The organism is Ensifer sp. Root142 (genome assembly GCF_001426785.1).
Lineage (GTDB): Bacteria > Pseudomonadota > Alphaproteobacteria > Rhizobiales > Rhizobiaceae > Ensifer > Ensifer canadensis.
Genome location: NZ_LMFK01000002.1, coordinates 231,444 through 245,037, shown reverse-complemented (window position 1 = coordinate 245,037; position 13,594 = coordinate 231,444). Strand labels below are relative to the sequence as shown.

The window sequence follows — 13,594 nt, the reverse complement described above, 5'->3', positions numbered from 1 at the left end:
GGAAGATACCCAATGCTAATCTGCGCAAGTGCCGAGTATTGGCGTCATAAGCTTTATGTGGGCATCGACTCGTTCCAGCACTTTTTCAGGAATAACGGCACGTTCAGGCAGGGACCACCAAAGCCGGTTTACACATTCAACCGTCTCGGTCACCGCTTTGAGCACAGCAGCTTCCGGCAGACGTGAACGGTTAGCGAAGGCCTTCCACCGTTGTGCATTCATTGCCTTGAAGGAGCGGTCGCCGGCAAGCGACAGCGCCATAGCATCAGCCGGAATATAGGGAACCGTCGAGAGCACGTCGTAGACCGGTGCAAGTGCCGGCTTGTCGCCTGCGCCGCGATAAATCAGCGACCAATTTTTGAGGTGCATGTCACCATTGCCAGTGATGGCGGCCAAAGCCAACCGTCGGACGAATTCCAGCGCGGCCGAAGAGGAAACCGCAACGCCGAGTGCAGCGGCGATATCGTGATAGGCCGCGCCTTCGTATTTGCGCGAAGGATAGATGCCGAACACCTGAGCAAAATCCTCGATATGGATCCGCTCACCATCCACGCCGCGATCGAAGCGTTTGACGAGCAAGACTTTCCCGTCGGACAGCGTATTGAATTCCTCCGGAATACCCGCGAATTCCGATTGTTCGACAAGCTCACGTTCCGGCACAACCATGCCGATCGCATCGGCCAGAGCTAGATTGGCATATTCGTTCTCCGAGACGCCCGGAAACGAAGTCGAAGGAAACTTGGCGATATAAGCCCCCTGCTCATCCCCGAGCGGGATGGTCAGGCCCCCACACTTGCCCGTGTTCTTGATGACGGAAAGTTTCATCTGCACACCCGCGAGCGAAAACCGGGCCTTCGGTTCGGGACGTGACAGAGCGTCGGCATTAGCAACCACTCCTTCGCTTGGTACGACGCGGACAGCACCTGGTAAATCCGACCCGAGGGCCACAAGCAGATCGAAATCGTTCCCAGCGCGAACACTGCCTGCGTGGTGCTTCTCCATCGCCTCGCGCAGTTTGTCCTCGGGAAGAAGATTGGCAAAAAATGCGGGCAAAGCTCTAGCTACAGGTTTTGGATCCTTGCGCAATCCTCCGGTTGCCGAGCGAAAAGACAGACTGAGCACAGGGAAACCACCCGTAGCGCGATAGCTGTTCTCGAAGCTGAACGCGTTGAAATCGCCGGGTGTCCTGACGATCGTGCCGACCTTCAGATTGTTCAACAACACCTCAAGCGATGAGACCGATTTGGGATTTAGAGACGTATTAGACATCAGTGTCACCGTCGGGACGGGACATGAAGGCGGGCAAATCGTCGTCGTCATTCGGTCGTAGCAACGCATCAACGGCTGGGACCATCGCCTGAGGGATAAGCATAATTTCGAGACCGAGGGCGCGAGCAATGTTGATCAGCGTCGTCGTACGGGCCGCGGCGCTCCCCGTCTCGATTTCGCGATACCGAGGACGCGATATGCCTGCCATGCCGGCAACTTGCTCTTGTGTGAGCCCCAAGCTTTTACGCTTCGTCTTTAACAATCGCCCGATTTGAAGTAGAGCCTCTGATCTCATAATTGATACCTAAACCTATCATTACCTTTGAAATGATACGTATAAATATCTAACTCCACAGTCAAGAGGAATGATATGTATGGGAACCTTTGCAGAGAAGTGATCCGTTTACGGATCGTCTTTCTCAGCGATTAGGCAGTTCCCAGATCGAGCGCGCGGCTCCAGCGGCGCGGAGAAGAGGTGTGAGGAACATCGCCCGAGTATGGACGTTCAACTGAAATCGGAAACTTGTGTTCCTGGTCGAGACCTGGCGTCCACCGTTGTGGGAACAAAACTCTGGAGATTGAAAATGAAAGAGGCCAAAAAACCAACGCCCGCAGGCGAAGAGTCGGCCAAAGGCTTGAAAGAGAGCGCTGAAAAGGAGGAGAGACGGGTGGAACGCCAGAAAGGAAGCCCGCTGGCAAAGGGAGAGGACCGATTTGAGGAGCGTTCCAGAAGCTCTGACGGTAAGAGCGCTGGAGACAAACAAAGACCCTGAAGTCGATGCCGAAACATGAAATTCCAAAAGCGCCGCTACGCGCACCTGTGAGGCGCCGGGAAACTCTCGGTCGGCTGGAGATGTCGCTGTCGCTGAAACCATTCATCATCACGGAAAGCGGCGCACGCAAAACTCGAAATCGTGGGTAGTGACGCATTCGACGCTTAGATTAAGTCTGCGAGACGAGTGAATTGACATGCTCTTCGAGTGTGACTTTCCCACGGATCGGCTCGTTAGGCAGTTCGGCACCGTCAATCGTCGCCATGGTCATGCGGGCATAGGAGCGGGCGGCGGCCTCGGAAAACCCCTGCTCTCGGAAGCTCTTTTCGATCCGTTGACGGGCTATCCCTTGTAGTGCGACAGGAAGACCAAGCGCGTTTGAGAAGGCTTGCGCCACTTCCGTAAAAGTGTATCTGCGGGGGCCCTCGACATACTTAATACCGACGTCATTGTTGGTGCTTGAAAGTCGTATCGCCGCTACCTCGGCGAGGTCCGCAGGAGAGACCATCGGCAACACAAGATCTCCAGGGAAAGGCGACGACAGATGTCCCTCTTTAGCTGTCTCCAGCAGATTATCCAGATTGGTGAAGTAATAGGCCGCCCGGTTTATCGCAGTCGGTACCCCAGTTCCTTGCACAAGCTGCTCAAATTCGTAAAGGACGGACAAGTCACCAATGCCGTCGCCAGCCTGAGCGCCATAAGAGGATGCAACGACGACCTTCTCCAGGTCTGATCCTCCGACAGCTCTCGCGATGCTTCGAGCGGTTTTGAGTTCCTCGCTGTTGGTATCGGAGGCTGGGCTTGCCGGCGGATTGAGAAGGAAAGCGCGTTTTGCCTGCCTGAAAACCGCGTGAAGCCGATCCTCATTTGCCACGTCAGCGATAACTACTTCGACGTTGTTTCCTTGGATAGTTTTCGCCTTTTCCGGATCATGAGCAATGGCGGTAACGTGCTCGCCTGACGAACCGAGAGCCGCGACAACGCTCGAACCGACATGTCCGGTGGCTCCCAGGACGACGTACATGTTTATCTTCCTCTTAAGCTAAAAATGCTGCCCTCGGGGAAGCCCGTCGGCAACGCAAGACTCGATTCGCTGCGTCACTCAGCGCTGCGATCCGCTTCATCGAAGTGTTGACTTCAGCCTCGTTCCACGAATTTGTTGAAACGGCTGAGGTTGCCATCGCTTGTCTTATCTTGGTAGAGGAAGGCGAGCTTTGCCTCGTCGAAAATCCTGAAGAATTCCTCCCACTCGACTTCTTCAAAAGCCTCCTCTTTTTCTCCGAAATCGATACGAAGCACGCCGCCCTTTCCTTCCGTGCGGATGACGGAAGGGGTTCCACGGCGTTTTTCAACCCATGATCGGATCGTGTCGTGATCAGTAGTACTTTCTGAACTGCTCATAATCACTTCCTCCCTGGATCGTTCCCATAGTGACCTTGGCGTTGTCGCCCATGTCCGTCCGGACATGGCTGACTGCGGCCGCAGCCATTTTAATGTAGCTAACGATCGTGCCCGGACTGTCCCAGTATTCGGCGAAATCAGGGGTGACCTTGAGGACACGGATCGACGGATCGTCTGCGCTATCCCACCAAGCCTTGGCAGGCGTGGCCCACAGGTCGCGAATTTTTGATCGATCATTTAGCACTTCAACGGCGCCGGAAATCGAAACGTATTTCTGCCCCTTGGATTCTGCGAGAGCGAGGCAGACGGAGCGATTTGTCTCGATCTCGTCATCCTTGTGACTTGCGACGTCCGTGAGGAAATAAAAAGCATTTTCGCTCGCCTGTGGATGTGCAGACATTGGTCGGGAGCGAATGCTGCAGCCGACCTGGGTAGCAAGCATGCAGAATCCGATCTTCTCAGCAAGGTTCCAGACTTTTGCCTGCTCATCTTTGTCACGTGTCATAGAAACTCTCCTCTAGAGGTCTGCCGTTCCGTAGGCCACGCACGGTCTTGGCTATCACGACACCTATGTCCTCAGCCGCAAACTAGCGGCGAGCGACCATTAAAATTGTCGCCATCGCGCACCCTGACTGGCTTTGCCTCAGACTTCGTTTCATGGGACACAGCGGACCGGCCCGGCGCCGGAGACGACAAACGGAAAAACCGTTTGTCCGTCGAAAGGTTCCCAATGAACAGCGGTTCTGGCGCGGCAAGGTTTGCCGATGCGCTTCAATCAGTCGTCCTCGCTCTGCCAGAGTGGCTGCAAGGAGCTTACCGCGAGCGCTCTGCATATCGTGCTGAGATCAAAAGACGATCCTTAACGGCTCCTGCTCACGGAGCCCTCTTACGGACTGCTAAAGAACCGGGTCAGCGGCTGCCTACCACTGGGCGACACAAAAGCGGTCGAGAACCGCGGCATTCATCTCGACAGCAGGCGGAGAAGCTGGGGGCACATTGGGCGACAGCACAGAGCAGCTAGTTCTATCATAGCATCGCACACTTGCATCCCACCCGCCCGCCTTGCGGCGGTAGGTGGGCTTATGTGGTGATCACTTGAATCTTTGGAGCATTTTCTGCATCATGAGATTCTCGGAATGGAGCTTTTCAGCTAGCAATCTCTTCAGCCGCACATTCTCGTGTTCAAGTTTATCTAGCTCAACACGGGAGGCAGAATCGAGACCAACTTCAGTGGACGCGTTGTGATTGAGGCGCGGCAGATTATCCAATACCTCTGCCGCCTGCTCTCCAAGAGCCGCCTGTTTTTGGGGCGGTGACGTTCTTATTTTCCGGGGCAGTTTAATTTTGCGGTCGTCCGGTGTGATGGCCTCTCCTTCAAGCTCTTTTGCGCTTGCGGTTAGATCCCCAGTGAACACGGGCAATGAACTTACGGTATTGTCAGCTGGCGAGCTGGCCTCGACGAAAGGCTCGTCCAGATGTGATGCATGAGGCAAGAGAACTTCCACCTCGCGAGCAAGCGACTTAAAATCGGTACCACCCCAAATCGACGTAGGCTGGGGCTTTGGGCGCCGCCGAGACGATTTGAACTCCACGACGAAACTTCTCTTACTTGGCTTCATATGAGCCTTCACTCCGCAACGAACTAGCAACGAGAATTAGCGACCCGAAAGGAGCACCCATCGCCGAGTGCGGTTCGCTACGAACTGATCCTTATGATCGAACAAGTGGAACAGCGCCCCATGAGAACACCGACGCTTCCCGACCGGAGCGGCGTTGTGACGCCGCCGCCCATGAGCCTAGTGTCTAGTCCAAACCAAGCCGTTTGCGCAACACGGCATTTTCCGAGCGCAGCTTTTCAGCCAGGTTCTTGCGAAGTCGCAAGTTCTCTTCTTCAAGCTTCACCAAATCTTCCAGATCGTCGGGCAGAGCCTCAATACTCGGCTGCATTACGACCTGGGCACCGGCGGCCTTTTTCCAGTTGTAATAGGTCTGTTCGCCAATACCAACATCCTTTACAGCATCCTTGAGCGTGGTTTTGCGTTCGCGCATCAAGGTCTCAATCCGATTGAGCTTTGCTGTTTTCTCCTCCTGCGAGTGCCTGACAGACCTGCCTGCGGGAGCCTTGGCTGGGGATGCCTTGTCCTGGCTTTTAGATGCCGCGGGCTTCCGTGTCATTTTATCGCTGATTGTTTCGCCGTGAACTGCGGGTTGCTCGATATTACTCTCATCCACCATGTTATTCTCCCATATTGGACTATTCGCTTTTCCCGCGTAGAGCCTCAGGGCGTCAATGTCCAGACGTGCATCCACGCATTATCGTCAGCTACGGAGTGAGAGGTTTGGAATATCCAAGCCGATGGTACACGTCAAGCGGAGCACCCTGTCGATATTCAGTGTCCAGATCCAGCAATATCAGTACCGGCCGGAGAACTGGTACGGGCCGAGGAAGCACAGCCAATCCGCTGTTATTATGATATACTTTTGCAGCCGTCAGTCCACTGATAAGGAGGCTGCGATCCGGGATGTTGCGGGAAAAGCCAAGCAGGGGAGCCCGGGCGAATTGAAGTTCCTGCAGGGCGTTTTCGATCGGGTATGCATGTGGTGTGACGTTGCGCGCCCTAGCGAGCGAGCGGACCGTTTAGCTCGCTTCATCATGGATGAATTCCACGGAACCAACGACGAGGTGACGCTGCTTGCACACACTATATGGTGTGAGGCGCGGCAGTCTAGAACCCGGCATAGACGGGGGAAACTGAAGGTGTCAGCTTGAGACGCACGGGCAAAATTTCTTGCCAAATGCTGGAACCTTCTTCAGCGATCGCTATTGGAACTGTCGTCAGCAAAGTCTGACATTGCACCTTGTGAGCCCGGCTCCTCCGATTTTTTGTAAGCGGAGGGGCCACTTCTTCGCGCCAATCTCGCCGGCGCACCTGATTAATTGTACAGCTCCTTTCCACCCACGAGGCAATCTCTCGGGCAAACGGTTTTTGCCTTTCGGTCCGCGGATTGATCATCACCAAGGATGCGAACCCCATCGCAGCACTCGCCGACCACCCGAAAGCCTTCCGAGCGCTTCCCTCTGTATTCGTCAGCTTAGAATTGGGCTACAGCGCCGTCATAACAGCGCTCCAAGGCAAAACCGCTGTCGATGAATTTTAAGGAAGTCGATTGGCAGCGCCAGCAATATTGCCGCGACAACACTATAGAACCCTTAGCAGCAAGAAGTGTGGCCGCGGCAAATGACATGCTTGCGATCGCCACAACATTCGAGACGGCCATTCCCCTTAAGATATCGAGGCGCATGCGACGTGAAGGATCTGCCTTAAGTCAAAGGCCAGACGATCCCCTTTCCATGAAACACTTTGATGCGCCGACGCTTAACGGCCTAACGATGAGGGCATTGGGTTGGTCCGCTCTTCCAGCAAGCCGCGGCTATCGCTGATCCGGTTCTTTGGAACATTCAATTTCGCTCGTGGTTGGTCTCGATATGCGCGCTCCGATATTGCAAGACCGAGAACGCAGGAGTTTCGACGTAGCATCGGTAGATGCGCTCGTAACCGGCCACTGGCCGACCACACACGCAATTTGGACTGCAGAGGGTCGAACCAGTTTCCCACCAATCCGTTTAATCGAAGACGGAAGCTATCGACGGCGAAAGGGAACCCCAGAGTGCCAGAGAACAACGCCGGGAACGACCCAAAGGGTCGAGACGCCAAATCGCCAGGGCAGATACCCGCGAACGGACTGTGGGATGTGACCTGGCGGGTTTATGTCAGCTTTACCGAGGACAGGGTTGCGATGATTGCGGCCGGTGTGACCTACTACCTGTTGCTCGCAATTTTCCCCGCATTGGGCATCTTTGTCTCTCTGTATGCCTTTGCCGCGGACCCAGCAGATATCTCAAGGCAGATGGAATTCCTCGTATATATCGTGCCATCGGAGGCCCTGAGACTGATCCTGGACCAATTAGGCACACTTGCATCGCAGAAGCCCACCACGGCAGGCCTTGGACTGCTGATCAGCTCAAGCATGGCGTTATGGAGCGCGCATAACGGGATCGCGGCGGTTTTTGAAGCAATGAACATTGCGTACGGCGAAAGCGAGAAGCGCAGCTTCTTGCACCGCACCAGTTTAGCGATGGCTTTCACCGTCGGCGGCATGATTGCAGCTATTTTGGCGGTCCTGGCGGTCGCGGTGTTACCTGTCTGGCTGGGCTTCATCGGGCTCGAGCGATGGGCTGAACTACTCGTCGATTTCGCTCGATGGCCGATACTGCTACTTATGTTCACCGGAGGTGCCGCGATGCTCTATCGGTTTGGACCAAGTCGTGAACCGGCGAAGTCTCCATGGCTTACCTGGGGTGCTGCCTTTACCACCCTCATGTGGTTGGGCACATCACTGCTGTTTTCATTCTACCTCGACCATTTTGCAAACTATAATGCAACCTATGGCACACTCGGCGCGTTTGTCGGTTTCATGGTTTGGACCTGGATCTCGGTCATCATCCTCATCCTTGGGGCGGAAATCAACGCTGAACTTGAGCATCAAACGATGTGCGATTCCACAACAGGTAGACCTCTTCCGATGGGCGAACGAGGCGCCTATGTCGCGGATACGGTGGGTGACCCGGCTCCCCCTCCCAACTGAAACGTTTTGTTACCCGGCGCCGTTCGGACGGCCGGCTATCGCGACCCCTCCAGTTCGTGCAAGTAGAAGAACGGCCCTAGTAACGTTCCTGCAACTAGAGGCTCGCTAAGGTTCTCCGGGCGGACGACGGTAACCGTCGAGCCGAAGCAATCTCGTACCGACCTATCGCCGCGCCGCCTTGTTGCCGGGCATCATATCGTATTTATGTCATTGATTACCGCGATGGGAAACAGTGCTCGGATAACGATGCCTTCGCGGCGCCACTCACGCATGATCTGGCATTTAAGGTTGGTTCTCAGCACCGTTTCCAGGCGACTCCCAAAGCCTTGGGTGCCAAGTTCTGCATCCGGCGGAGACACTGGAGGGCCGCCGGATTCTCGCCAAGTTAGGTGCAATGTCCCGGAGTGAAGTTCGCTTTCGACCGAAATATCGCCCGTATCGGCGGAAAATGCCCCATATTTGACGGCATTGGTCATAAATTCATGCAAGAGGAGCGACAGACTTGTCAAGCTCCCAGCACTAATTTCGACGTCGAGGCCTGACATGACGCATCTCGGGCGCGCGCCCTCCTGGTAGGGCGCCGTCAAGGTTTGCAAGAGCCGGAAAAGCGTCGTGGTATGTTGCGCAGGGACGCTGTCCATTTGGAGATTAGGCAAGGTGATCTCATGTGCCTTGGCCAAGGCATTCAATCGCTCCCTCAACCCGTGTGCAAGTTCGGAGGGCGTCTCAGCATTCTTTGCTGCAAGGGTCACCAATCCACCCGCCAAGGCAAACAGGTTCTTCACCCGATGATGCATTTCGCGGAGCAGCAGGGATTGTTGTTCGGCATGACGTTTACGCTCGGTGATATCCCGCGCGATCTTGGAGGCCCCGACGATCTTGCCTTGCGTATTACGGATAGGTGAAACCGTCAGCGAAATGTCGAGCAAAGTACCGTCCTTGCGACGTCTAATTGTTTCAAAGTGATCGACACGTTCTCCCGCCTGAAGTCGAGCCAGAATAGCAGGCTCCTCATCCAGCCGATCGGTGGGAATAAGAATGGTGACCGGTTTGCCAATGACCTCATCGGCGCTATAGCCGAATAGCCGTTGAGCTCCTTGATTCCAGCTCGTGATAATCCCCTGCAGGCTCTTGCTGACTATTGCATCATCAGAGGATTCTACGATTGCAGCGAGAAGAGCGCCAGCATCCGGTCCCTCGGGACAATCGCCTACCGGGGGCACGGCTTCACCACGCGACGCTTCAACACAAGAATTAGAAGACATATTCACTCTCACGAACCATGCTGGGACCGCGCCATCCTTGAACAAGAAAAGCGGCGACGCAAGTCCGTCCCCTCTCGTGCGAGTTGAAAAAATACATCGAACGCTGCTAAATTTCACGCGATAAGCACCCGGCGACGCATCGCACAAGGACGGCCCGCGTTTCTCCTTGAATGGTGAGGTGTGAGGTCATGTCTCGTGCCTTCAAAACCAATCGAAGCCGAGCTCATTTTCTCAATACCGGCCTGGTCGCGTTCGCTATGTTGACCATCGCTATAATGGTTGCATTGCTTTAGTCGCGGGACCTACTTGGTCTTCTCCGTTCCGGTTGGCGTCCTGATCTCTGACGGACCACCAGTTCCAGACTCGGCGGTCGGATCGCGATCGACAGGGGCAGTTTGCGCGCTCCCATTTTCTGAAGAATTGTTGTCGATGACGCCTTGGTTGCTCGGAGTTACTGCTGGTTTTTCCGTTGTGACCTGTTCTGGGGCGGTCGCGGCGTCATCGTCGATACCTTCACCGTAAAGACCCGCTATGCCCCATGCGACCATGGCAAGAACAAGTCCACCGACAAGCACAGCGAGAACCGGAACGCCAAGAAAACCTTGGCGGGCGCGGACCGCGGGAATTGGCGCGGCGTCGTGTTGTTTGGTTTTTTTGTTGTCGAGATAGCTGGCCATGGAACTCTCCTGTCGCGTTTGTCTCTCATAAACCGAGCTCAAGGTCCAAGGTTCCACTAGATCCGGAAACGCGAATGTCATCCTTGGCAACATCGTTGCCACCTGGCCCCTTTTTTTGAAAATGGAAAGACGAACCCGACATCGCGTCTCGATGGCGCATCCCCGCGCAATCGCCGCCGCAAGCCAATACGATCAAAGTGCATTGATGACGACCCTGCTGGCAACGGCTACGAGCAATCCTGCCAAAGCTACCGCCGTGCCATATCGCGCCACCCTCATCCGCCGCCAGCGAGCGCCATTCCAGTCATAGCCCATCAGTCAACTCCGACATTTCGTTCGGTTCTGAAAGTTAACCAAAGTCCGTTATGAAGAGTTTGCGGGCCATGGCTCAGGCTTCGGGGAGCAATTCGTCCGACGAGCCGTCAGCGCCAACTTCTTCAGTCGCACGATCCTTCAGATCCGCCAGCTCATCCGCCAGTTTTCGCAGCTTCAACGAAATGTCTTGAAGTGCCATTGCACTAGGCATCTCATCAATCGAGCCGCGCTGATCCTTGTGGTCATTCATTAGAAGCTCCTCTCTTCCGACTTTCGGAAACTAAGTCGCGGGTGCGTTCCGGCAAGAACGGCTCAAGACTGTTTCCTCAAAACCCTTTTTGATGTGCCAGAGTGATGTCGAAATCGCAACAACTCCCGGTCCATCTCCAGTCCATCACCAGCCGCAAGGAGAGGGTTTCAAAGCCAGCTGATTCACTCCGCTCGCGCTCATGCCTTACGGTAACGTCAGGTGCTTTGCCGTCAGCCATTACCTTTAAGGCGTCTCTAATTAAAGCAGAGCCCAATCGGACTGTCACGCCCTTCATTGAGGAGCCGCTTAAACGACTTGTGTTCTTTCCGAACGGCGGCCAAGTCTGCTCGTACCGCCGCCGATCGCAGTCGATTGTTACCCGCGCTACGTGCCTTTGACGGAACTGCAGTCTGCAGTTTCAGGTGCGCCCCGCATCTGCTACCTGTATTTCCTGCAGTTCCGCTGCCCAAGCGCCTCCATTAGGATCTGTTCTGAGATCTGAAAGTTCGGTTCGGGAACACAGGTCCAAATGGGCGGGACACTGGAGTATTCCCCGATGGTCGATAACCGCAGACTGTCATTGTCCTTGAGGAAGCTACGGGCAGCCAGTTGTGCGGAAGATCTTCAACCCTCTGCTGGGCGAACTTCGCAAGCGATACGGCTTGTCGCAGATGACCTTCCTCTTGGTTTGCAGCGGAGGAACCTCAGCCTTATATCCGTATTACTGCACGACCTGTTCGGATAAGTGGACGGAGATCTACGTCGACAAGTGCTATTTCGACATAGATCCGGTTGTTGACGTCGTTCGCTCGGGATTCTTCCCGGTGGATTGGTCGTCTCTTGATCAGCGGCCAACACTAACCTCCCGTATGTTCGAAAAAGCGCGTTCCTACGACATCGCCCCCACGGCCTAACGATCCCCATCCGTGGCCCGAGAGGCGAACGCAGTCTCTTTTCCGTGACCTCAAACCTATCCAAGCGCAATTGGTTAAGGCAACGCGCTTCGAGCATCCACGAGCTGCAGATCCTTTCTCACTTCCTTCATGAGACGATGCTTTCTACCGCTGCACTTCGAGAAGTCGGTCGTTATCGGACCTCTCTAAACGCGAATTCCAGTGCCTGCAGCTGCTGGGAACAGGTCGGATTTCCAAGCAGATAGCAGCGAACCTGGGCATTTCGGAAAATGCGGTGAAGTTGTACCTGCGTTCGGCAAAGCTCAAGCTCGGAGCCTCTACCAGCCATCAACACGCCGTCGCCAAGGCAAGTTACCTCGAATTGATAAAAATCTGACCGCGCTCGATCGTTGTTCGCCGTCGGCGTTCCCGGAATGGCGATCCGCTTCTACGAACGCCACGGGTTCGTAAGGGTTGGGCGTATTCCAAACGGCCTATTGGGCCACGACACGGAAATCGACGAACTCATAATGGCGTTACGCTTGGAGTAGCAATCGACAGATGTTTCGTCACAGGGCGCACCGCGAAAGCGGGAACAAAATCCGCATCCGACAATCCTAGAAGATCGTCTCATCGCCATCTGATGAGACGACATCTGTTCAGGTCCGTTTGCCTGCCGTTGTCGCTAAAGCTCGCCAATACCAGTAGTCGTATCCGTGGTGCGGACCCGCAAATTGTTTTGGACATGCGAGACGCCAGTGACGGCGTCGGCGCAGTCTTCCGCACGCCGCTTATCCTGGCGTGACGATACCAGCCCGGTGAGCGTCACCTCGCCGCTCGAAACCACAACCTCGATATCGGAAGCATCCAGCCACCCGTCATCCGTCAACCGATCGTTGACATCGTCTCTGATGCGTTCGTCGGAACGCTTGTATCCGCGTGGGCCCTTGCCGCGAAACTGGTCCATCCGACGGCGATATTCCGCATCCTCGTCGCCGAGCCAGGACGCAACCTCGTCTCCCGCCTTTTCGAGAAATCCACGTTCTTCGTCGTAACCGCGACCGCTTCGCGCGTAGCTATCCTCATTGGCGGAGTAGCGTCGACGCTGGCCGTAGCCAGCCCGATCTGCGCGCTCGGTGTAGCCTAGATCGTCGGTGCTCCAAGCCTCGGGACTGCCGCGCTCGAAATCGGTCTCCGGGCGGGCTCGTCCTTGACCCGACAACGGGCGTTGATGGCTGCGCTTTTCCGGTCTGCGGTAACCGTCTCGTTCAGCCTCGTAGTCACGGCCATACCGTTCCTCACGTTCATATCGATCTTCTGCCATGGTGATGATTCCTCCTTGTTGCCGCAGAACAACGCTCGCGCGCTCCTGTTCCATCCCAATGACAACAAATCGACTCAACGACACAGATGGTCTCGATAATCGCGTCGTACGAGTTACTGAGAATGAACCCGAGCGAAGAAGGTCCGCCGGGAGCCAAGAATGTCTCGATCCATGCGTGATTTGGCGAGCCTTGGTCTGTGCAGTTTCGCCGACGTGCCCTGCAAGACGACCCAAGCCATGTCGGTTTTTTTCTCTCCGAATGTTATGAGTCGTAGCAGTTGAGTTGGTTCGATCTATCGCAAATCCGACAGACACTGTTTAGACTTTTTTGAATTACACCCAATAGGGCGCAATCCCATAGTAGTCGTAAACCTGTCGGCCTCTCTCGGCACTCCAATCAAAATCCTGGTCTCGCGGATATCTTGGTGCTCCCTCGAGTTGATCCTTTGTGATGCTTACCTGGAAGCCGCCGAGGCCGGGATTATAGTCGAGTACGTCCCACGGAAGGGGAAAGTGGTCATCTCCAATTCCCAAAAGACCGCCGAAGCTCAGCACAGCATAGGCAACGCGTCCACCACGCTTTTCGAGAATGATCTTCTCGATAGATCCTATGTGATTGCCGGTCCTGTCGTAGACGTACGTCCCCACCACCTTGTCGCTGGCAATGAGGTCATGAGATAGACGCATATCAAGGGTACCCATTTTCATTCCTCCTTGGACTGGAGATCTGCTGTTTTTGAAAGTTGTTCCCTGCCTTTCGGAAGGAGACGCTCACGACAG

17 protein-coding genes and 1 pseudogene are annotated in these 13,594 nt (G+C 55.1%); 6 read left to right on the top strand and 12 right to left on the bottom strand.

Annotated elements, in window-relative coordinates; genetic code table 11:
• Nucleotides 1-15: 15 nt before the first annotated feature.
• On the bottom strand, nt 16-1,269 hold the full coding sequence (locus ASD52_RS06100) for a HipA domain-containing protein (protein WP_057223593.1): 1,254 nt from the start codon (nt 1,267-1,269) through the stop codon (nt 16-18).
• Complete coding sequence (locus ASD52_RS06095; protein ID WP_057223591.1) at nt 1,262-1,564, bottom strand: helix-turn-helix transcriptional regulator; 303 nt, start codon at nt 1,562-1,564, stop codon at nt 1,262-1,264. Before ASD52_RS06095 ends, ASD52_RS06100 begins: the two co-directional genes overlap by 8 nt.
• Before the next feature lie 289 nt (nt 1,565-1,853).
• On the opposite strand from ASD52_RS06095, the gene ASD52_RS06090 reads away from it, so the two are divergent.
• Nucleotides 1,854-2,042, top strand: coding sequence for a hypothetical protein (locus tag ASD52_RS06090; RefSeq protein WP_057205499.1), 189 nt, complete (start codon nt 1,854-1,856; stop codon nt 2,040-2,042).
• 169 nt (nt 2,043-2,211) lie between these two features.
• Here the strand turns inward: ASD52_RS06090 and ASD52_RS06085 are convergent, their stop codons facing one another.
• From ASD52_RS06085 to ASD52_RS36580, 5 genes are all read right to left on the bottom strand, one after another.
• Nucleotides 2,212-3,066, bottom strand: a complete 855-nt coding sequence (locus ASD52_RS06085) for an NmrA family NAD(P)-binding protein (protein ID WP_057223590.1) — start codon at nt 3,064-3,066, stop codon at nt 2,212-2,214.
• Nucleotides 3,067-3,179: 113 nt separating this feature from the next.
• Nucleotides 3,180-3,443: a hypothetical protein gene (locus ASD52_RS06080; RefSeq protein ID WP_057205504.1), complete on the bottom strand. Its 264-nt coding sequence runs from the start codon at nt 3,441-3,443 to the stop codon at nt 3,180-3,182.
• On the bottom strand, nt 3,418-3,948 hold the full coding sequence (locus ASD52_RS06075; protein WP_057223587.1) for a pyridoxamine 5'-phosphate oxidase family protein: 531 nt from the start codon (nt 3,946-3,948) through the stop codon (nt 3,418-3,420). The genes ASD52_RS06080 and ASD52_RS06075 overlap by 26 nt, the downstream gene beginning before the upstream one ends.
• A 586-nt stretch (nt 3,949-4,534) precedes the next feature.
• On the bottom strand, nt 4,535-5,062 hold the full coding sequence (locus ASD52_RS06070; RefSeq protein WP_057223585.1) for a hypothetical protein: 528 nt from the start codon (nt 5,060-5,062) through the stop codon (nt 4,535-4,537).
• A gap of 184 nt (nt 5,063-5,246) precedes the next feature.
• Nucleotides 5,247-5,678: a transposase gene (locus tag ASD52_RS36580; RefSeq protein WP_063978406.1), complete on the bottom strand. Its 432-nt coding sequence runs from the start codon at nt 5,676-5,678 to the stop codon at nt 5,247-5,249.
• A 1,434-nt stretch (nt 5,679-7,112) separates the two neighbouring features.
• Between ASD52_RS36580 and ASD52_RS06055 the strand changes: the two genes are divergently transcribed.
• A complete protein-coding gene (locus ASD52_RS06055; RefSeq protein WP_057221695.1) occupies nt 7,113-8,090 on the top strand; it encodes a YihY/virulence factor BrkB family protein in 978 nt (325 codons plus the stop codon).
• Nucleotides 8,091-8,281: 191 nt separating this feature from the next.
• Here the strand turns inward: ASD52_RS06055 and ASD52_RS06050 are convergent, their stop codons facing one another.
• From ASD52_RS06050 to ASD52_RS38185, 3 genes are all read right to left on the bottom strand, one after another.
• Nucleotides 8,282-9,355 carry a PAS domain S-box protein gene (locus ASD52_RS06050; RefSeq protein ID WP_082555697.1) on the bottom strand — a complete coding sequence of 358 codons (1,074 nt, stop codon included), beginning with the start codon at nt 9,353-9,355 and terminating at the stop codon, nt 8,282-8,284.
• Between the two features lie 302 nt (nt 9,356-9,657).
• Nucleotides 9,658-10,032 (bottom strand): hypothetical protein, encoded by a 375-nt coding sequence (locus ASD52_RS06045; RefSeq protein WP_057218525.1) that lies wholly within the window; start codon nt 10,030-10,032, stop codon nt 9,658-9,660.
• 388 nt (nt 10,033-10,420) lie between these two features.
• The gene (locus ASD52_RS38185; protein WP_156408519.1) at nt 10,421-10,597 is read right to left on the bottom strand and encodes a hypothetical protein; all 177 of its coding nucleotides are present in this window, start codon (nt 10,595-10,597) and stop codon (nt 10,421-10,423) included.
• Nucleotides 10,598-11,268: 671 nt separating this feature from the next.
• Between ASD52_RS38185 and ASD52_RS40555 the strand changes: the two genes are divergently transcribed.
• The 4 genes and pseudogenes from ASD52_RS40555 to ASD52_RS39785 form a co-directional block, all read left to right on the top strand.
• Complete coding sequence (locus ASD52_RS40555; RefSeq protein ID WP_255569864.1) at nt 11,269-11,511, top strand: autoinducer binding domain-containing protein; 243 nt, start codon at nt 11,269-11,271, stop codon at nt 11,509-11,511.
• Nucleotides 11,512-11,555: 44 nt separating this feature from the next.
• Nucleotides 11,556-11,756 (top strand): hypothetical protein, encoded by a 201-nt coding sequence (locus ASD52_RS40550; protein WP_277996380.1) that lies wholly within the window; start codon nt 11,556-11,558, stop codon nt 11,754-11,756.
• A complete protein-coding gene (locus ASD52_RS39790) occupies nt 11,717-11,887 on the top strand; it encodes a LuxR C-terminal-related transcriptional regulator (RefSeq protein WP_337797724.1) in 171 nt (56 codons plus the stop codon). The genes ASD52_RS40550 and ASD52_RS39790 overlap by 40 nt, the downstream gene beginning before the upstream one ends.
• A gap of 40 nt (nt 11,888-11,927) precedes the next feature.
• Nucleotides 11,928-12,041: pseudogene (locus ASD52_RS39785) on the top strand (GNAT family N-acetyltransferase); the annotation flags it as partial.
• Between the two features lie 134 nt (nt 12,042-12,175).
• Here the strand turns inward: ASD52_RS39785 and ASD52_RS06030 are convergent.
• Together ASD52_RS06030 and ASD52_RS06025 are read right to left on the bottom strand one after the other, a co-directional pair.
• Nucleotides 12,176-12,814 carry a BON domain-containing protein gene (locus tag ASD52_RS06030; RefSeq protein ID WP_057221694.1) on the bottom strand — a complete coding sequence of 213 codons (639 nt, stop codon included), beginning with the start codon at nt 12,812-12,814 and terminating at the stop codon, nt 12,176-12,178.
• A 333-nt stretch (nt 12,815-13,147) separates the two neighbouring features.
• On the bottom strand, nt 13,148-13,516 hold the full coding sequence (locus ASD52_RS06025; protein WP_057223583.1) for a PRC-barrel domain-containing protein: 369 nt from the start codon (nt 13,514-13,516) through the stop codon (nt 13,148-13,150).
• Nucleotides 13,517-13,594: the final 78 nt, after the last annotated feature.